At 56.5% G+C, this 19,466-nt stretch carries 18 protein-coding genes; 5 read left to right on the top strand and 13 right to left on the bottom strand.

From position 1 onward, the window contains the following. Positions 1 to 14: 14 nt before the first annotated feature. The 12 genes from AC2FCQ_RS17935 to AC2FCQ_RS17880 form a co-directional block, all read right to left on the bottom strand. Complete coding sequence (locus AC2FCQ_RS17935; RefSeq protein ID WP_265557040.1) at positions 15 to 1,310, bottom strand: MFS transporter; 1,296 nt, start codon at positions 1,308 to 1,310, stop codon at positions 15 to 17. Between the two features lie 403 nt (positions 1,311 to 1,713). After that, positions 1,714 to 2,415 carry an L-ribulose-5-phosphate 4-epimerase gene (gene araD, locus AC2FCQ_RS17930; protein ID WP_209639519.1) on the bottom strand — a complete coding sequence of 234 codons (702 nt, stop codon included), beginning with the start codon at positions 2,413 to 2,415 and terminating at the stop codon, positions 1,714 to 1,716. Next, a complete protein-coding gene (locus AC2FCQ_RS17925; RefSeq protein WP_490308797.1) occupies positions 2,409 to 3,269 on the bottom strand; it encodes an L-ribulose-5-phosphate 3-epimerase in 861 nt (286 codons plus the stop codon). The genes araD and AC2FCQ_RS17925 overlap by 7 nt, the downstream gene beginning before the upstream one ends. Before the next feature lies 1 nt (position 3,270). Then, positions 3,271 to 3,927: a 3-keto-L-gulonate-6-phosphate decarboxylase UlaD gene (gene ulaD / locus AC2FCQ_RS17920; RefSeq protein WP_209639524.1), complete on the bottom strand. Its 657-nt coding sequence runs from the start codon at positions 3,925 to 3,927 to the stop codon at positions 3,271 to 3,273. Further along, positions 3,924 to 5,414, bottom strand: a complete 1,491-nt coding sequence (locus AC2FCQ_RS17915) for an FGGY-family carbohydrate kinase (RefSeq protein ID WP_404760907.1) — start codon at positions 5,412 to 5,414, stop codon at positions 3,924 to 3,926. Before AC2FCQ_RS17915 ends, ulaD begins: the two co-directional genes overlap by 4 nt. Then, entirely contained in the window at positions 5,414 to 6,709 is a 1,296-nt protein-coding gene (locus AC2FCQ_RS17910; RefSeq protein WP_490308796.1) for an MFS transporter, read from the bottom strand. The genes AC2FCQ_RS17915 and AC2FCQ_RS17910 overlap by 1 nt, the downstream gene beginning before the upstream one ends. A gap of 120 nt (positions 6,710 to 6,829) precedes the next feature. Continuing rightward, positions 6,830 to 7,300: a NanQ anomerase/TabA/YiaL family protein gene (locus AC2FCQ_RS17905; protein WP_490308795.1), complete on the bottom strand. Its 471-nt coding sequence runs from the start codon at positions 7,298 to 7,300 to the stop codon at positions 6,830 to 6,832. A gap of 13 nt (positions 7,301 to 7,313) precedes the next feature. After that, positions 7,314 to 8,312: a 3-dehydro-L-gulonate 2-dehydrogenase gene (gene yiaK, locus AC2FCQ_RS17900; protein WP_490308794.1), complete on the bottom strand. Its 999-nt coding sequence runs from the start codon at positions 8,310 to 8,312 to the stop codon at positions 7,314 to 7,316. Between the two features lie 256 nt (positions 8,313 to 8,568). Further along, positions 8,569 to 9,429 (bottom strand): SMP-30/gluconolactonase/LRE family protein, encoded by an 861-nt coding sequence (locus AC2FCQ_RS17895; RefSeq protein WP_265557036.1) that lies wholly within the window; start codon positions 9,427 to 9,429, stop codon positions 8,569 to 8,571. A gap of 12 nt (positions 9,430 to 9,441) precedes the next feature. Then, on the bottom strand, positions 9,442 to 10,542 hold the full coding sequence (locus tag AC2FCQ_RS17890; protein WP_265557035.1) for an ABC transporter substrate-binding protein: 1,101 nt from the start codon (positions 10,540 to 10,542) through the stop codon (positions 9,442 to 9,444). A 15-nt stretch (positions 10,543 to 10,557) separates the two neighbouring features. Next, on the bottom strand, positions 10,558 to 11,640 hold the full coding sequence (locus tag AC2FCQ_RS17885; protein ID WP_209639544.1) for an ABC transporter permease: 1,083 nt from the start codon (positions 11,638 to 11,640) through the stop codon (positions 10,558 to 10,560). After that, the gene (locus AC2FCQ_RS17880) at positions 11,633 to 13,186 is read right to left on the bottom strand and encodes a sugar ABC transporter ATP-binding protein (RefSeq protein WP_490308793.1); all 1,554 of its coding nucleotides are present in this window, start codon (positions 13,184 to 13,186) and stop codon (positions 11,633 to 11,635) included. The genes AC2FCQ_RS17885 and AC2FCQ_RS17880 overlap by 8 nt, the downstream gene beginning before the upstream one ends. A 361-nt stretch (positions 13,187 to 13,547) precedes the next feature. Here AC2FCQ_RS17880 and AC2FCQ_RS17875 point away from each other — a divergent pair, with 361 nt between their 5' ends. The 3 genes from AC2FCQ_RS17875 to AC2FCQ_RS17865 all read left to right on the top strand — a co-directional run bounded on the left by AC2FCQ_RS17875 (position 13,548) and on the right by AC2FCQ_RS17865 (position 15,959). Next, positions 13,548 to 14,366, top strand: coding sequence for an IclR family transcriptional regulator (locus AC2FCQ_RS17875; protein ID WP_209639550.1), 819 nt, complete (start codon positions 13,548 to 13,550; stop codon positions 14,364 to 14,366). 121 nt (positions 14,367 to 14,487) lie between these two features. Further along, positions 14,488 to 15,105: an arginine exporter ArgO gene (gene argO, locus AC2FCQ_RS17870; RefSeq protein WP_209639553.1), complete on the top strand. Its 618-nt coding sequence runs from the start codon at positions 14,488 to 14,490 to the stop codon at positions 15,103 to 15,105. Between the two features lie 122 nt (positions 15,106 to 15,227). After that, positions 15,228 to 15,959: an oxidative stress defense protein gene (locus AC2FCQ_RS17865; protein ID WP_490308792.1), complete on the top strand. Its 732-nt coding sequence runs from the start codon at positions 15,228 to 15,230 to the stop codon at positions 15,957 to 15,959. Positions 15,960 to 16,131: 172 nt separating this feature from the next. On the opposite strand, the gene AC2FCQ_RS17860 is transcribed toward AC2FCQ_RS17865, so the two are convergent. Next, on the bottom strand, positions 16,132 to 17,025 hold the full coding sequence (locus AC2FCQ_RS17860; RefSeq protein ID WP_037418226.1) for a LysR family transcriptional regulator ArgP: 894 nt from the start codon (positions 17,023 to 17,025) through the stop codon (positions 16,132 to 16,134). Between the two features lie 203 nt (positions 17,026 to 17,228). Between AC2FCQ_RS17860 and rpiA the strand changes: the two genes are divergently transcribed. Together rpiA and serA are read left to right on the top strand one after the other, a co-directional pair. Beyond that, positions 17,229 to 17,885, top strand: coding sequence for a ribose-5-phosphate isomerase RpiA (rpiA, locus tag AC2FCQ_RS17855; RefSeq protein WP_209639560.1), 657 nt, complete (start codon positions 17,229 to 17,231; stop codon positions 17,883 to 17,885). A gap of 325 nt (positions 17,886 to 18,210) precedes the next feature. Continuing rightward, the gene (gene serA, locus AC2FCQ_RS17850; RefSeq protein ID WP_209639563.1) at positions 18,211 to 19,449 is read left to right on the top strand and encodes a phosphoglycerate dehydrogenase; all 1,239 of its coding nucleotides are present in this window, start codon (positions 18,211 to 18,213) and stop codon (positions 19,447 to 19,449) included. The last annotated feature ends 17 nt before the right edge of the window (positions 19,450 to 19,466 follow it).

The raw sequence follows: 19,466 nt of genomic DNA, 5'->3' as shown, positions 1-19,466 counted from the left end.
ACGAGACCCCTGATTTAACGTGCGGTTTGTAGTGATAACGTGCGACGACGGTACAAATACAACGTCGCCAGTAAGGCACACAGAGCAGCAAAACTCATCCAGTAGCCGGGGGAGGCTTTATCGCCGGTGTACTCGATCAGTGCGGTAGAGATAACAGGCGTAAATCCGCCAAAGACAGCGGTTGCCAGACTGTAGGCCAACGAGAAACCGGCAACCCGGACCTCTGTAGGCATGATCTCTGTTAACGCCGGGATCATGGCACCGTTGTAGAGCCCATAGATGAAGGACAGCCACAGCAACACGCTGAGCATCATGGAAAAACTGGGGGCTTCAGCAAGCAGGCTAAGGGCCGGATACGCAGTGAACAGCGCCAGCAACGCCATGGTAATCAACACCGACTTACGGCCAAAACGGTCTGATAGCGCCCCCCCTACCGGCAGCCAGAAGAAGTTAGATACCGCGACCAGCAGGGTCACCAGCAGGCTGTCAGAGGCGCTGAGCATCAACACTTTTTTACCGAAGGTGGGTGCATACACGGTAATCAGATAAAACGCGGTGGTGGTCATGGCGACCATCAGCATGCCGGCAATAACCACCTGCCAGTTTGCCAAGAGGGTCTTAAACACATCGTGCATCGCCAGATGCTTGCGACGGGCGTTAAACTCTTGGGTCTCTTCCAGATTACGGCGCAGGAAAAAAATGAAAGGCACAATCAAGCAGCCGAACAGGAAAGGCAAACGCCAGCCCCATTCGCGAATGACGCTTTCTTCCATGGCTGCATTCAGTGCGAACCCCATAGCCGCGGCCACCATAATGGCCACTTGCTGACTACCTGACTGCCAGCTGGTGTAAAATCCTTTACGGCCTGGTGTGGCAATCTCAGCCAGGTAAACGGATACGCCGCCCAGCTCAGCCCCCGCTGAGAAGCCTTGCAATAAACGGCCGCCCAGTACCAGAAGTGGCGCCCACAGGCCGATGGTCTGATAGGACGGGATGAGGACAATCAGAAAAGTCCCAGCAGCCATGATCGACAGGGTTACAATCAGCCCTTTACGTCTGCCGACTTTATCAATGTACGCCCCCAGTACGATGGCACCGATAGGACGCATCAGAAAACCCGCGCCAAAGACCGCGAAGGTCATCATCAGCGAGGCAAACTCACTGCTGGCTGGAAAGAATGTATGAGCGATGTAGGTGGCATAAAATCCGAACAGAAAAAAATCAAATTGCTCCAGAAAGTTGCCAGAGGTAACGCGCAGTATCGCGCTGGTTCTTGCCCGAGTCGTCATTGGTGCGTTAGGGGGATGCATCTTTATCTCCAGTTTGTCATTGACGCTTTTACTGCGCCTGTTACTGCAGACTGGATCAGGAAAATGAAGTAAATAAGCGCATTAAACTCATAAACTGATGCGTGTAACGCATGAATTGATATTAACAATTGCGCGCGACAAGCTGTAACGTGCCATTAACACACGTACCTTGTTTTACTTTGCTGGTAGCACGCTAAAAACTGCGTGCGTGTTTTGTGATAAGGATCATATGAGGGGTTGAGGTTGAAAGATGCTGAGAGGGCGAGAAAGAGGAGGGCGTCCCCCCGGTTTTGAAGAACCGGCCGCAATTCTCGCGCTTTGATATGTCTGGCAGACGCCTGGCGGCGTCTGCCACGAAGGATATTTATGAAAAGGGTTGTCTGTGAGTGCGGGCTAATCCGACTTACTGTCCGTAATAAGCATTTTTACCGTGCTTACGCAGGTAATGTTTATCCAGCAGCGCCGGTTGCATGCTGTGAATACCGGGCGTCAGCTGACGTGAAAAAATCCCCATATAGGCAATCTCTTCCAGCACCACGGCGTTATGCACCGCGCTGTGCGCGTCCTTGCCCCAGGCAAAGGGCCCGTGTGAATTGACCAATACCGCCGGAATGGCATTTGGATCGATACCGCGGCGGCGGAAGGTGTCGATAATCACCTTGCCGGTTTCCAGTTCGTATTCATGCTCTATTTCGTCTTCGGTCATTAGGCGGGTGCAGGGAATCGCGCCGTAGAAGTAGTCGGCATGAGTGGTACCCCAAGCGGGGATGTCCAACCCGGCCTGGGCCCAGATGGTGGCGTGGCGTGAGTGAGTGTGAACGATGCCGCCAATGTCGGCAAACTCACGGTAAAGCGCCAGATGGGTGGCGGTGTCGGAAGAGGGCTTTTTGGTGCCTTCCCGGGTTTGGCCACTGGCGAGATCGACCACGACCATGTCCTCGGCGGTCATGTGTTCATACTCCACGCCGGAGGGTTTGATCACCACGAGCCCGCGCTCGCGATCGACGGCGCTGACGTTGCCCCAGGTGAAGGTCACCAGGTTGTGGCGCGGCAGGTCGAGGTTGGCTTCCAGCACCTGTTGTTTAAGCTGTGGCAGCGTTAGCATGTCATACCCCCTTGTTGCATTTTTTGTTCGATCCACCGGCGTGCCTGGACAATCTCGGCCACCGGTTCTTCGGCTTTTTCGGTCCACATTTCGATCAGGAAAGCGCCGCGATAGTTAAGCTGTTTCAAGGTGCTGAAGACGGCGACAAAGTCGACGCAGCCTTCACCAAAGGGGACGTCGCGGAACTGCCCCGGTGAGTTTTCAGTGACCGGATAGGTGTCTTTCAAATGGATGGCCGCGATGCGGTCAATGCCCAGCGCCAGCTCCTGCCCTACGTCATTGCCCCAGGCGCTGAGGTTGCCAACGTCCGGATAGACCGTGAACCACGGCGATGCCAGGCAGGCGTCCCAGGCCTTCCACTTGCTGATCGAGTTCATAAAGGCGGTGTCCATAATCTCCACCGCCAACATCACCTGGGCGGCGGCCGCGCGTTCGACTGCCCACTGCATGCCTTCGGTGAAGCGGGCTAGGGTGCTTTTGTCCTGCTGTTCGTAATAGACGTCATAACCGGCCAACTGAATGGTGCGGATACCGACGTCCTTCGCCAGTTGGATCGCCTGTTCCATTACCTCGAAGGCGCGTTGGCGCAGTGCATCGTCATGGCTGCCGAACGGAAAGCGGCGGTGGCCGGACAGACACATCGACGGGATACTGATGCCGGTTTCCAGCATGGCGCTGACCAGCGACAGCCGCTGTTCTTTGCTCCAGCTCAGGCGTGCCAGCCGTTCATCGCTTTCATCCACCGACATTTCGACAAAATCAAAGCCGCAGGCTTTAGCCAATGCCAGCCGCTCGGGCCAGGTCAGGTGCTTCGGCAAGGCTTTTTCATAAATTCCCAATGGGTGCTGACGCATATCAACTTCTCCAGATGTCATCAATAGCGGCGCGGAACTGACCGGCGGCGGCCAGCGGATCGGCAGCCTCCGCCAACGCTCTGCCGACGATAAAAGCGGTAACGGCGATGTCTTTAAACAGCGGTAAATCGCGCGGCGTGATACCCCCGGTAACCGACAGTTCAATGCCCAGATCCGACAAGGCTTTCATCAGATCCAAATCTTGTTTGCCCCAGGTTTGTCCACTGGCCTGCGCGTCGCGGCCACGGTGATAAATCGCCTGACGGATGCCGAGCGCACGCCACTGTTTGGCATCCTCCAACGTCCAGCGGCCAAACAGCTCAATCTGGATATCCCCCTGGTGCTGTTGCGCCACGTCCAGTGCGCTGGCCATGGTGGCCAGCGGGGCGGCACAGATGACGGTCATCCAATTGGCCCCGTGACCGAAGGCCTGCTGCGCCAGCGTGCCACCGGCATCGGCGACTTTCAGATCGGCCACCAACGTATGTTGCGGGCAGCGTTCGCGCAGTGCGCTTACTGCCTGAATACCGGCGCTGATGCATAAAATGGTGCCGGCCTCGATGATGTCGACGTGCGGCTGCAGACGCTCCGCCGTCTGCAGGGCGGCGCCCAACTGGGTGTGATCGAGCGCCAGTTGCAAGCGGGGTTTATTGCTCATAGGGCCTCCTTTTGGGGGGATTGCAGCGTGTGTAACGTCGCCACCAGTGCCTGATAACGGCGATATTTTTTACCGTAAGCCTCGGCGGCGGTGGCGTCAGGCAGCACCTGTTCGATGCGCGGTGCCAGTGCCCGCTGGGCGGCGGTGAAATCGCTGAATGCGCCGCTGCCGACCATCGCTGCCATGGCGGCGCCCAGACAGCCGGTTTCTTCCACCTGCGGCAGTTCCACCGGCAGGCCGCTAACGTCGGCGAACATCTGCATCCAGGGGGCAGACTTGGCCGGGCCACCGGTAACGCGCAGGGCGGTGGCCGCAGGGAAGCGTTGCCGCATGCGGTTGAGGTGGGTCATATGACAGAACACCACGCCTTCGTAGATTGCCTGCACCAGATGTTCACGCTGGTGGAAGGCCTGCATGCCATGGAAGCTGGCGCTCAATCCAAGCCCGGCGTTGGATCCGTATAGGAAGGGAACAAACAGCAGGCTGCTGTCGGCCTTCGGCAGCGTTGCCACCCAGTCGTTGAGCTGGGCGTAATCGTCTAGCCCCCATTGGCGGCAGAACCACTCCAGGTTGGCGGCGGAGGTGGGGCTCGCTTCGTGCACAATATATTTGCCAGCCTCGGCGTGGCGCCCATAAACAAAGGGGTGTTCGAACCCTTCGGTAATGCTGTCGGTGATGCCGCTGGTGACTGACCAGGTCCCCATCACGGCATTGAGCCGCGTCTCGTCGTGCAACCCGGCGCACAGCGCGGTGGACACCACGTCGAACAGCCCGCCGACCACTGGCGTACCCACCAACAGCCCGGTGGCTGCCGCGGCGGTAGCGTTGACCTGCCCGGCGATCTCGGCTGAGCCGACGATGGGCGGCAGTGCGGGCATGATGTCGCCGATGCCCAGCAACTGCGCCAGCGCCGTGTCATAGCGCCCGTCCGCCATGTGGTAAAGATTGGATTCGGAGATATTGGTTTCTTCACAGGCCAACTCGCCGGTCAGGCAGTAGCGCAGATAATCGTGCGCCATCAATACGCTGCCAATTTGGCGGTAGCGTTCAGGCTGGTGTTGCCGTACCCAGCGCAACAGCGATACCGGGTGACCGGTCCACAGGGTTTGTCGGGTCTGCGGATAGAGCGTCTGCGGCATGCCCTGCTTCTGCCATTCTTGCACCAGCGTCAGTGCGCGCTGGTCAGAAGACAACATGGCATTGCCCAGCGGCTGCCCTTGCTTGTTCAGTAGAAAGGCACCTTTGCCCTGCGCCGAGATGCCGACGGCCTGAATATCACCGGCGGCGATGTTGTTACGGGTCAGCACGTCGCGGATCACCTCGGCAGCGGTGTGCCACAGTGCGGGCATATCCCGTTCCGCCCAGCCGGGCTGCGGTGCGATAATCTCCAGATTGCGGCGTGCAATGCCCAACTCTGTGCCCCGACGGTCATACAGCCCGGCTTTGATAAAGGTGCCACCGCAGTCCAACCCCAGCCAATATTCCATTATTCGGCTCCCGCTTTTTGGTCGCATTTATTCGGCAGCATCAGCGCCAGTACCGAAGCGATAGCCAGTGACACCGCCAGGCTGTAAACGCCGACGTCCTTGCTGAACAGACTGATGAGTACGCCGACCATATAAGGGCCACAGAAGCCGCCGAGGTTGCCGAGCGCGTTGATGACGCCGCGTGCGCCGCCGGCCACTTCGGCGTTAAACAGTTTGGGAGGAATGGTCCAGAACACCCCGGCGGCGGCCTGGATAAATACACCGCAGCCGACCAGCGCCGCATACGACCACCAGATGTGCTCCTTTAGCAGCACCGACAGCGCCATACAGATGGCGAAACAGGCCAACGGCAGCGCGACGAACACTTTGCGTTTGCCGGTGCGGTCGGAAAGGGTGGAGATAAACAGCATGCCGAAGATGGCACCGATATAGGGCAGGATAGCCAGCATGCCGACCTGCTCCATATTGCCGTTGGTCAGCCCTTTGAGAATGGTCGGCAGCCACAGGGTGTAGCCGTAGATCCCGGTCTGGTAGAAGAAGTTCACCATGATCAACTGCCACATGATCCTGTCGCCCAGCACCCGGCGCAGTGAGGCGTTACGCACCGTTTTGCCTTTGATCAGCAGTTGTTCGTCGTGCAGGGTTTTTATCAGATAGTCTTTTTCCGCCTGCGAAATCCATTTGGCTTCCTGCGGGCGGTTGCTGATGGTGAAATACCACAGCACCATCACGACCAGCGACAGCGCACCTTCCACCAGGAACAGCATGCGCCAGTCCCAGGCGGTGATGATCCAACCGGACAGCGGCGCGGTGAGGATCCCGGCGATCGGCACGAACATGATGACGATGGCGTTGGCGCGGCCACGTTCTTTGTCCGGGAACCAGTTGCTGATCATGGTCAGCACCACCGGCAACATGCCGCCTTCCGAAACACCCAGCGCGAAGCGCAGGAACAGCAGTTGATACTGGTTGCTGACCAACCCGGTCAGTACCGATATCACCGCCCAGGCCAACAGCGACCAGCCGATGAATTTTTTACCGTTGCCGTACACCGCCAGCTTGCCGCCGGGCACTTGCAGGAACAGATAGCCAATAAAGAAGATGCCGCCGGCCAGACCGGCCATAGAGGCGGTGATACCGAGCTCGTCATCCATGCCACCGGGCATGGCGAAGGCGATATTTACCCGGTCCATATAGGAAATAATGCAGGTAATGAGAATAGGCGGCACTATTCTCAACCAGCGTAATTTGGGTATTGCCTGGCTTTGGCTAACGGAAACAGAGGCTGTATTCATATATACACCTTTCAATATTCTGTAGGGTCGGACTTTATTGTTTTGGTTTTTTTTTGGGCACAAGGGGCCCCGCACCGGCCCAGGGACCGGTGTTTTTTACAGGTTATGTTTTGCCGCTAATTAGACGCTAAACAACGCCAGCGGTATTTTCACCACCACTTTGCGAATAGCGCCGGGTTGCTGATTAATACAGGCCGGGCGATGAACATCCTGCGGGAAAAATACCGCAAAATTACCGGGCTGCATGGTTAACCAGGATTCATCCGCGACGTCCTGATAAAAAATAATGTCGCGTTCTGCCAATAAATCCTGGTGGATCGCGTTATCGCCCCGGTCTGCCGCCACGCCGATCAATTCGGTACCGCTGACCAGAAACTGCACGTCGACATTTTGGCGGTGTACTTCAGGCCGGAGATCGCTCGGTTGATGGGTGTGCAGATCCAGCACCTGTACTACGTAGCCGTTGGCAGGATCCTGATAGCGTCCGGCGAGCAGGGCGCGGAAATCGGTGTTTTGCAGATAGGCGATGGCGTTGGCCACCGGTACCGGGTACTGCTCTGGTGAGGTATGGGCGATATGGCCGAAGATCATGGTTATTCTCCTGTTACAGCGCCTGAATACGCGCCCAGATACGATCATCCACAGGGATGCCGTCACGCATGTTTTCCGCGTGAATACGTGGGAATTTATGGCCCGGCAGGCGAATGGCTATCTCCGGGTTATCGCGTTCGGCGCTGGTGATGTAGTCCATGATGCGCTGCAGCTTGGCATCGCGGGTGGCGCCGTCGATCAAGCGTTCGATCTCAATGGCGATGAAGACTTGCGACACGCCATACTCTTCGCGGTTGTCTTCGGTCACTTCCGCCACTGACGATCCGCCGGAGAGCAGGGTGGCGATCATATCCAGCACGATCGACAGTGCCGATCCCTTCCAGTAGCCCATCGGCAAAATGCGTCGGTTTTCTTCAATGATGGCCGGATCGCGTGTTAGCTGACCGTCGTTATCGAAACCGCCGTCCACCGGCAGGGTCTTACCCGCCAGCCGGTTCAGCTCCAGCGCGCCATAGGAGAACATCGACATCGACATATCTACCATGGTGATCGGATTGCCCGGCACCGCGACGATCAACGGGTTGGTACCGATACGGCATTCTTTGGCACCCCAGGGCGGCATGACGGCAATAGAGTTGGTCCAGCAGATGCCGATATAGCCTTTCTCCGCCGCTTGCCAACCATAACCGCCGCCGCGCATCCAGTGGTTGGCATTACGCAGTGCCACCAGGCCGATACCGTGGTTGTCGGCTAATTGCATGGCGCGATCCATCATCTTGCGTGCGGTGAGGTTACCAATACCCTGATGTGCGTCCCACTGCTCAATAGCCCCCAGCGACAGCAGCTTACTGGGCTCTGCGTTCGGTACGATATCGCCAGCGTCCAACTGCTGAATAAAGCGAGGGAAACGGTTAACGCCGTGGGAATAAACGCCGCTGGCGGAGGTGTCGGCGAACATACCGGCACAGTCGTCGGCAGTGGCTTCCGCCACGCCTCGCGCCAGTAACACGCGTTTGAATTGCTGTTTCAGATCGGTGTAACTCACTCTCATGCTGGTTCTCCGCTACGGCGCATTTGTTTGTTTTATGCTCTTTAAATTTCATTATGTGAAATCACATTTCAAATAAATGCTATACCTGCGATTAAACGAAGTCAAAGCGGTGCATGAGAAAATTATTTATATAAAACAATTGTTTAAATTAATCTGATGATTTTGTGATCGGCGGCACGTTTTCGGCCTTTGCCGTGCTTCAGGCGTGGCAAAGCAGAGCGGTTTGGGGCCGCTCTGCCTTCGCCTTTTTGACTCGCTAACCTCGGGTATTCAGCACCTTGCGGTATAGCGATGTGGTGGCGGTAATGTACAACTCATTGCCGTCAGGTCCACCGAACGTGCAATTGGAGACCCGTTCCGGCACCTCTATCTTACCGAGCTGCTTTCCCTGGCTGTCGAAGATCAGTACGCCGTCGGCACAGCTGCAAAACAGATTGCCGGCTTTATCGACACAGAAACCGTCCGGGAAGCCGGGGGCTACGGTGACGAAGCGTCGTCCGGCGTTCAGTTCACGTCCGTCGACCTCATACACACGTAGCTCTCTGCGGCCCAGGGTCGGGAAATCGACTATCGACATATCAGCCACGTACAGCAGCGACTCATCCGGTGAGAACGCCAGGCCGTTTGGCCGTTGCAGGTCACTGGCGGCAATGTTCAGCGAGCCGTCGCGCGGATCAAAGCAGTAGAGGTAGCAGCCGATCACCTGGCTTTCAGATTTGTAGCCTTCTTCGTCACCGGTAATGCCATAGGGCGGATCGGTAAACCAGATTGTGCCGTCGGAACGTACCGCCAGGTCGTTAGGCGAGTTGAAACGCTTGCCGTCAACCCGATCGACTAGCATTTGCACCTCACCGTCGTTTTCGGTTCGGCTGATGCCGCGTCGCCCGTGTTCGCAACTGATCACGCGTCCTTCGGCATCTCGTGCATTGCCGTTGGCATAGTGCGAAGGGGAACGCCATAGGCTCAGCTCCCCCTGTCGCGACCAGCGGAACATGCGGTTGCCCTTCACGTCGCTGAACACCACCGCATCCTGCTGCGGCAGCCACACGGGGCCTTCGGCCCATATCGCCGGTGCGCACAGGCGTTCAAGCTGAGGGTCTGCCATCAGTTCGTTCATGCTGACCTCCGTTTACTTCACGCCCCAGATGGCTTTGTAGTGGCCCTGATAATCATTCTGTGGGTCATACAGGTTGTTGGCACCGCCGTCGGCAGCGATATTGTCGCGAGTCACGAGGTGCGCCGGGGTCACGTAGCCGGAAGGTGGCTGCTTGGCGAAGGCGCGGTTGAACTCATCCAGCAGTTGCCAGCCGTGCAGTTTGAGTGGTTCCGGCACCGTGGCCGACTGGCTGCCGCCGGAGCGAATACGCTGGTAGGCAGAAATAGAGCCGTCACCGGCAGAAATGCTGTAGGGGGCGTGAGTGCCACCTTTACCGGCAGTTTTCAGGGCCGGAGCCATAAAATCAAAATACAGATCGTTAATGGCCAGTGCGTACTGGAACTGGTCACCGTATTTTTGCAGCAGGCTGAAGGTCATGGCCGGCATGCGGTTGGCGGTATCCGCCAGCGGCGTATCGATAAACTCCACCACTTTGCAGCCACTGCATTTGCCGATTTCCTCTTTCATCACGTTGGCCTTATCCAGCGCAATCTGGTACAGCGAATCGGTAAAGATCAGCACATTGGCCTTGCCGCCGGACTGCACTACCGCATATTGCGCGGCAATGCGTGCCACGTCGTTGGAGTCAGAGGTGACGTTATAAAACACGTCGTATTTGGCGATCGGCCCCGGCTCTGGCACCGCGTGCCAGGCGGTGAGCACAATGCCTTGCTGGATGGCCTTTTTCAGCGGGATTTTGGCCACGTTGGGGTTCCAACCGCCGATCACGATGCCATCCGGTTTCTGGGCAATTGCCTGATTCAGTGAGGCGAGCTGATCTTTCACCGAGCCGCCGCCATCGAGCGTTTCCAGCTTCCATCCGGCGGCTTTCGCCGCCTCGCTCAGCCCTTCCTGTACGCCTTGCACGCCGCCGTTTTTCATGTCCGACGCGATAAAGATGATTTTCTTGTTGGCCTGCAATTTGGGCCCGCTGGTGGGGCCGTCCCACTGGGTCACGCTGGCGGTGGCTTTGGCGACAGCCGCCGTAGCCTGATCGAGATAGGCATCGGCCCAGACCGGGGAGGCGGCGCTGGTCAACAGCAGGGCAGTGGGTAATATCCAAAGACGTTTCATTCTGTGAGCTCCTGGTTAAGGATTGATCGCTTTTTGGTTATTTTTATCAGCCGGGGTGGCTGCAGTGCGTTGTACCGCTTTTTGGTTGAGCAACCGGCGGCGCTGGGCATAGCCCGCCAGAGTGATGGACAGCAACAGCGTTGCGCCGTTGAACAGCGGTTCGACCCAGAATTCCCCGCCGAACTGCTGGATACCGGCAATGCCGATGGCAAGAATGGCGATACCGACCACGGTACCCCAGACGTTGACCCGACCGGGGCGAATGGTGGTACTGCCGAGGAAAGCGCCGACTAATGCAGGTAGCAGGTAGTCCATGCCGACGCTGGCCTGGCCAACGCCCTGCTCGGCGGCGATCAGTACACCGCTAAAACCGGTTAGGACGCTGGAGGCAATAAAGGCGCCGATAGTAAAGCGATTGACCGAAATACCGTTCAGGCGTGCGGCTGCCGGGTTGCCGCCGACGGCGTACATACAGCGGCCCAGCGGGGTGTGTTCGGTGATCAGCCACAGCACCACTGCGACGATCAACACGTAGAACGCGACGATCGGGATCCCGCCGATCTCGGTGTGGTGCAGGGCGATGAAGGCGTCTGGCAGATCGCCGACGATCTGCCGGCCGCCGGAGTGCCACAGGGCAATGGCATACAGCACGGTGCCGGAGCCGAGAGTCGCAACGAAGCTGTCAATGTCTGCCAGCGCCACCAGAATGCCGTTCAATAAGCCGTACAGGGCGGAGATCGCGAGAACGGTGAGCACCGCCATCTGCCAAGAAAAACCGTATTCAACCTGTAACGTGATGGCCAGGATATGCCACAGCACGATGCCAAAACCGACGTTAAGGTCGATTTTCCCGACGATCATCGGGATGGTGGCTGCCAGCGCCAACAGCGCGATCTTGGCTTTGCTGGAGAGGATCGCTTGCAGCGTTAGCATCGACGCGAACGAAGGGGTGATCAGTGAAAACAGGATCACCAACCCAATGCACAGCAGCAGTAGGCCGTAGCGTGTGAGCACCTGCATCAGCCACGGGCCGGCACCGTCTTGCGACAGGCTGACTCTTTGCTCCAGTGCCGTTGATTTAACAGATGTTTTAGACATGACCCACCTCAGATTCTAACGTTGTCACGGGCGTTTCCCCGGCGCTGGCAGAAGCCAGTTCCAATAAATTGGCGAATGACACCTGCTGATTTTTCAATTCGCCGACCACTTTCCCCCGGTTGAACACCAGCGCGCGATTGCAGATATGGGCGATCTCCTCAAAGTCGTTGGAGATCACCAACACCGCTACGCCTTCCGCCAGGGATTTATTTAAAAGATGATAGATTTCTGCCCGAGCACCGACGTCTACGCCTGCGGTAGGGTCTTCCAGGATCAGCAGCGGAGCGCCCAGATGCATCCAGCGCGCCATTACCACCTTTTGTTGGTTACCGCCGGACAGGGCACTGATATCGATATTGACGTCCTTGGGCCGTACGTCGAACAGCTGCACTTTCCACCAGCTGGCGCCGATCTCGGCCCGGCGGCTGTAGCGCGACAACAGTTTGTGGCCGCTGGCGCAGGGGTTGATAAACAGGTTTTCACGCACGCTCATCGACATCACCAGGCTCTCGCCGGTGCGGTCGCCCGCCACCAGCGAAACCCCGCAGGCCATAGCTTGCTGCGGGCTCGCGGCGGTATAGGCCTGGTCGCGAAAGCGGATTTCACCCTCGTCGGCGTGACGTAGGCCGAACAGTAAGCGGCCAATTTCTTCCTGTCCGGCACCGCGTAGGCCAGCCAGCGCCAACATTTCGCCGGGTTGCAGGCTGAAGCTGACCGGGCCGATATCACCCACGGTGACGTTATTGATCTGCAGGACCGGCGGGCGATTTTCCGGTAAGGGTTCGCGTTGATCGTCCGCCATGGCTTCGCCCACTATCATCTGCACCAGATCACGCAGTGAGTAATCAGCGGTATTGCCACCCGCGACGTAACGTCCGTCACGCATGACGCAAACGCGATCGGCGATCTCGATCACTTCATCCAACCTATGGGTGACATAAATCATGCCGACTTTTTTGTCGCGCAGCCGGTTGATCACAGCAAACAGGTGACGTACGTCGTTGGCAGGCAGCGAGGCTGTGGGTTCATCCAACACCAGCAGCTCTGCGTTAACCGCCACGGCCCGGGCGATTGCCAGCAAGGATTTTTCGGTACGCGACAGTTCGAAGACTCTGGCGTCGGGATCCAAGGCGATGCCGACATCCTGAAGTGCCTGAACGGCGCGGCGGCGAATGGCTCGCCAGTCGATCAGGCCGAAGCGGCGTGGAAAACCCATGACCAGTGCCATATTTTCCGCTACCGTCATCCATTCGATCAGCCCGAGATCCTGATGAATAAAGGCAATAGGCTGGCGGCTGTCACTTTTTATCGCGGCGGCGGAGGCTATGCTGTTCCCTTGAAACCGGATGTCGCCGCTATCACGTGGGTAAACCCCGGCCAGCACTTTGATCAGTGTCGATTTGCCGGCGCCATTTTCGCCCAGCAGGGCCAGGACTTCGCCTGGCATCACCTGCAGACTCACGTCATTCACCGCGACGTTGCCGCCAAAGCGCTTAACAATATGGCTGAGGGTAAGAATGGGTTGTTCCGCATTATCTGGTGTCATGTGATGCGCCCCTGGTACCTGCATACGCGTTCGGCGTGTGCGAATTGGTGTTTATATCGTCATTAAATTTCAACATACGAAATTCAATTTCAAAAATAATATGCCGAACGCCGATCTAAAGCAAAGCCAGACGGTTTTTAATTATTGTTTTAAAACAATTGGTTATTTGTCTCTTTGCGGAATTGTGACGTATAACTCACTTCGGCGGTTAGCGAAATGTTGCGCATTTTTAACCCACTACGGACAATGAAACGGCGTTCCGTCTTCACCTGATGCGGGCCTTGGGGTAACATTCCCGGCAAAGAGCCCGCTTACCACGCCGTGGCGTTGGCTGGCGGCTCGACACTGGAGAAATTGCGCTATGAGCCTGAAAGCTGTTGACGAGAAAGATGACAAGAAAGACAAGCCTATGGGCAGCCAAAGCCTGTTCCGTGGTTTGCAATTGATTGAGATCCTGAGCAACTTCCCGAATGGCTGCCCGTTGGCGCACCTGTCTGAGCTGGCCGGTATGAACAAAAGTACCGTTCATCGCTTGCTGCAAGGGCTGCATACCAGCGGCTATGTTACCCAGGCACCCTCGCCCGGCAGCTATCGGCTGACGACCAAGTTTATTTCTGTGGGGCAGAAGGCGCTGTCTTCACTGAATATCATCCATGTTGCTGCGCCGCATCTGGAACAGCTCAATCTGGAAGTGGGGGAGACGGTAAACTTCTCCAGCCGCGAAGACGACCACGTCATTTTGATCTACAAGCTTGAGCCGACGACCGGCATGATGCGCACCCGTGCCTATATTGGCCAGCATATGCCGCTGTATTGCTCGGCGATGGGCAAGATTTTTATGGCCTACGGCAACAGCGATTACCCGGATCACTACTGGCAAACTCATCAGCATGAGATCCAGACGCTGACGCGTAATACCATCACCGAATTGCCGAAGATGTATGAGGAACTGGCCGATATTCGCCTGCGCGGCATGGCAATGGACCGTGAAGAGAATGAGCTGGGAGTGTCCTGCGTGGCGGCCCCGGTGTTTGATATTCAGCAGCGGGTTCCCTATGCGGTGTCGGTCTCGTTGCCCACCGCCAAACTGCAGCAGATTGGTGTTAAGGCCTTGATTAAACCGGTGTTGGCGACCGCGCAGCGCATTTCTCAAGAACTGGGGTTTGTCATTCCTGCCTGATTATTAGTATTTCTGATAGTTGATTAGAAGTATCAATTTCACCTAATAATTTTTTCCTCATATGATGCGCGTGTTGACCGACACGCGCCGCTGAACGGTGCTTTTTTCTGTGAGGAATTCCATGTTAGCTGTCTTTTTGCAGGGCTTTGCCCTGAGCGCGGCGATGATCCTGCCGTTGGGTCCGCAAAATGTTTTTGTGATGAATCAGGGGATACGCCGTCAGTATCATCTGATGATCGCGTCGCTGTGTGCATTGAGCGACATTGTGTTGATCTGCGCCGGCATTTTTGGTGGTAGCGCCTTACTGAGCCGTTCGCCGTTACTGCTGGCATTGGTTACCTGGGGCGGCGTGGCCTTCTTGTTATGGTATGGCTGGGGCGCATTTCGCACCGCATTCAGTCGCCATTTGACGCTGGCCACGGCGGAGGAAATGAAGCAGAGCCGTTGGCGGCTGGTGGTCACCATGTTGGCGGTAACCTGGCTGAACCCACATGTTTACCTTGATACTTTCGTTGTGCTGGGCAGCCTGGGAGGCCAACTGGCACCGGACGTGCGCTCCTGGTTTGCGCTGGGGGCGGTGAGTGCTTCCATCGTTTGGTTCTTCGCGTTGGCGTTGCTGGCCTCTTGGCTGGCGCCGTGGTTGAAAACTCAAATGGCGCAACGCGTCATCAATACGCTGGTCGGCGTAGTGATGTGGGGTATTGCCTTGCAATTGGCCTGGCAGGGGGCAAGTTTATAAGAATTTGTCACTAATCCGAATTCAAAAGCCCGTGCGATATGCTACGTTTGATGCCAAGGAACCGGCTGTTCTCGGTAGAGAAAGGTCGGTAATCAGTTACAGCCTGTCATCAAGGAGACACTGTGAAGCTTAAAGCATTGGCTATGGCCGCAATGATTGGATTAGGGACATTACCTCTGGCGCTGCAAGCGGCTGAAGTGCCAGAAGGGCCACACGTGGTAACCTCGGGCACATCCAGCGTTGATGCGACACCGGATATCGCCACTCTGGCGATCGAAGTGAGCGTATCGTCCAAAGACGCGGCACAGGCGAAAAAGCAGGTCGACGAACGTGTCGCGCAATACTTTGATTTCCTGCAAAAAAACAATATTGAGAAGAAAGACATCAGCGCTGCCAACCTGCGCACTCAGCCGGAATACGATTACCTGAAAACCGGTGAGTCAGTGCTGAAAGGCTACCGTGCCGTACGCCAGGTGCAGGTGACGTTACGCCAGTTGGATAAGCTGAATGAGCTGCTGGACGGCGCATTGAAATCCGGCCTCAATGAGATCCGCGCCGTGGAATTGGGCGTCGCGAAACCGGACGTCTATCGTGAACAGGCGCGCCAGAAAGCCATCGAGAATGCGACGCAGCAGGCGGCTTCATTAGCCAAAGGCTTTAACGCCAAGCTGGGGCCGGTTTACAGCATTCGTTATCATGTCGCTAACTACCAGCCGATGCCAGTAGCGCGTATGTACAAAGCGGTGGGCGCAGCGGCGGAGAGCGACGTGGCACAAACCTACGAACAGCAGAGCATTCACTTTGACGATCAGGTGGATGTGGTGTTTGAGTTGCAGCGCAACGCGGCGCAATAGTACGAAGTGTTGGCAAAACTACGCAGGGGCTAAACCGGTAGGGGTCGAACATGTTCGACCCGATGTACCCATTGATGATGCTAACGGGCGCAGCATGCGGCGCCCCTACGATGAAACAACAGAGCACTTTGTCAACGCCCTCAAAAGGTTCGCCACGGCGAACCTTTTGCATTTAATCCTGGCGCAGAACCTGGCGGCCATGTTCCAGCAGGGCATCGGTCACCTTACGCATCATGCGGCTTTCTGGCGCGAAGCGGTGCCAGAACAACATGCGGCGTTGGAACAAGCCCGGCGTCAGATCGATAAGCTCACCTGAATCCAACTCTTTCTCAATCTGCAGATGCGGGATCATGCAGCAGGTGGTGCCTTGGCGTGCCAACTGCACGAAGGCCTCCGATGAGTTCACGATATGGCAGGGGACGCTGCCCGGCGACAGATCAAAGTTCTGCTGCAGGAAAGCCTGATGCATATCGTCGAGATGATCGAACGCGACCGCGGGCGCTTTCAGCAGCGCGGAACGCGTAACGCCATTCGGGAAGTAACGCTCGGCAAAGCCTTTTGAGGCGACAAACAGATAGTCCAGTGCGCCCAGTTGATCCACCAGGCAGCTTGGCAGCGGTTGTGGCTGGATACTCACCGCACCGACCACTTCACCGCGCCGCAGGCGTTCCTGAGTACGTGTTTCGTCTTCCACCTGCAAATTCAGGCGGATAGGGGAATCGGTCAGTACCGGCTTTAATGCCGGCAGCAGCCAGGTCGCCAGGCTGTCGGCATTAACCGCCAGCGACAGCAGCAGCGGCGTATCAATGCCGGTGTCGTTACCCAGCCACTCTTCTTCCAGCAATTCAACCTGATGCAGCAACGCCAGCAGCTTCTGGCCCTGTTCGGTCGGCCGAGGCGGCACGGTGCGTACCAACAGCGGCTGGCCGAACAGGTTTTCCAACTGCTTGATGCGCTGGGATACTGCCGATTGGGTGATACAAAGTTTTTGCGCGGCGCGCTCAAAGCCACGCTCACGGATCACCGCGTCCAGCGCTTGTAGCGTTCGATAGTCTGGGCGTTTCATCGGAAAGATATCCCTTAAAGTAAATTGATACAGGCACTATGCCACATCTCTGGCGTTTTACAGGTGGAAAATCACCGGGACATATTGCCGCGATGCGCCTAAAAATGCGGCTTAGGGCAAAGAAGTGTGATCCTGCCTGAGTGAAAAATAGCGATTTACCCTATAATACGCACACGTTTTCGTACAGAGGCAAGGGACATATTATGACGCAGGATGAACTGAAAAAAGCGGTGGGCTGGGCAGCGCTGGATTACGTTACCCCAGGCACCATCGTCGGTGTTGGCACGGGCTCGACCGCCGCCCATTTTATTGATGCACTCGGCTCGATCAAGCACCAAATCGAAGGGGCGGTGTCCAGCTCTGACGCTTCCACGGCCAAGCTGAAAAGCCTCGGCATCCACGTGTTCGACAGCAATGAAGTGGATTCGCTGGATATCTATGTCGATGGGGCCGATGAAATCAACCGCCAGATGCAGATGATCAAAGGCGGCGGCGCTGCGCTGACGCGTGAAAAAATCATTGCCGCCATTGCGCGTAAGTTTATCTGTATCGTCGATTCGACCAAGCAGGTCGACGTACTGGGTAAATTCCCGTTGCCCGTGGAAGTGATCCCGATGGCGCGTTCCTACGTCGCACGTGAGCTGGTGAAACTGGGCGGTCTGCCAGAGTATCGCCAGAATGTACTGACCGATAACGGCAACGTGATCCTCGATGTACATAACCTGAACATCGTCGATGCCATTGCGTTGGAAAATAAAATTAACGGTATTGCCGGCGTTGTCACTGTCGGTCTGTTCGCCAACCGTGGTGCCGATGTGGCGCTGGTTGGGACACCTGAGGGTGTGAAAGTCATCAAATAAAGAATCTCTCCGCAGGGGCGCAGCAGGCAGTGCCCCTGTGGTATAGGATCTTGGATCCCACCAGACCGAATAATTCACTGGCTAAAATATCTTTTATTAAAAGCGCCAAATTTGGTGACATATGTCACATTATGAGCGTTAGCTCCACGAAGCTCCTGTCTAATTCTTTCCCTATGGCATTTTCTACCAGAAACCGCCGACAACCCTGAGCCTTGTACTGGCGGGCGGGCAATCGTTTGTATTGCCGCCTGCGTTATTTTTGTTATGTTGGATGGGTGCTGTTTGACAACAGCCGCTTCTGAAGTCTGAACATAGGGTCGGGTAAATGGCAAAAGTATCATTGGAGAAAGACAGGATTAAATTCCTGTTGGTGGAAGGGGTTCATCAGAGCACGGTAGATAATCTGCTGGCAGCCGGATATACCAACATTGAATATCACAAAGGTGCGTTAGACACCGAATCGCTTAAGGCATCCATTCGCGATGCTCACTTCGTCGGCATCCGATCGCGTACGCATCTGACCGAAGAGGTTTTCGCTGCCGCAGAAAAGCTGGTGGCGGTGGGGTGTTTCTGTATCGGTACTAACCAGGTTGATCTGAAAGCGGCGACCAAACGCGGCGTTCCGGTGTTTAACGCACCTTTCTCTAATACCCGATCCGTGGCCGAAATGGTGCTGGGCGAACTGCTGCTGATGCTGCGCGGTATTCCGTCCGCTAACGCCAAAGCGCACCGGGGTGAATGGCAAAAACTGGCCGTTGGCTCGTTTGAAGCGCGTGGCAAGAAGCTGGGAATTATTGGCTACGGTCATATCGGTACCCAGTTGGGCATCCTGGCCGAAGGCCTGGGCATGAAAGTGTTCTTTTACGATATTGAGAACAAGCTGCCATTAGGTAATGCACAGCAGGTTCGCCACCTGTCCGATTTGCTCAACATGAGCGACGTAGTGACGCTGCACGTGCCGGAAACTCCGTCGACCAAGAACATGATGGGTGCAGAAGAGCTGGCGCTGATGAAGCCAGGTTCTATTCTGATCAACGCCTCACGCGGCACTGTGGTTGATATCCCTGCGCTGTGTAACGTACTGGCCAGCAAACACTTAGCCGGCGCGGCGATTGACGTGTTCCCGGAAGAGCCAGCTACCAACAGCGAGCCGTTTAACTCACCGCTGTGCGAGTTCGATAATGTGATCCTGACCCCGCACATTGGCGGTTCGACTCAGGAAGCGCAGGAAAATATCGGTGACGAAGTCGCAGGCAAACTGGCGAAATACTCCGACAACGGCTCGACGCTGTCTGCGGTCAACTTCCCTGAAGTGTCGTTGCCTGCACACAGTGCTAACGTAAGCCGCCTGCTGCATATTCATGAAAACCGCCCTGGCATACTGACGCAAATTAACCAGATTTTCGCGGAAGAAGGGGTGAACATTGCTGCGCAGTACCTGCAAACTGGCCCGGAAATCGGCTACGTGGTCATCGACATTGACGCGGAAACCGAACGTGCCGACGCTGCACTGCAACGTATGAAGGCAATTGCCGGCACCATCCGTTCTCGCTTGCTGCTCTGATTGAAAACGTTGTAACC

The organism is Serratia sp. CoH_134_PS_4, assembly GCF_058190535.1.
This window is presented reverse-complemented; position numbering and strand designations above follow the sequence as displayed.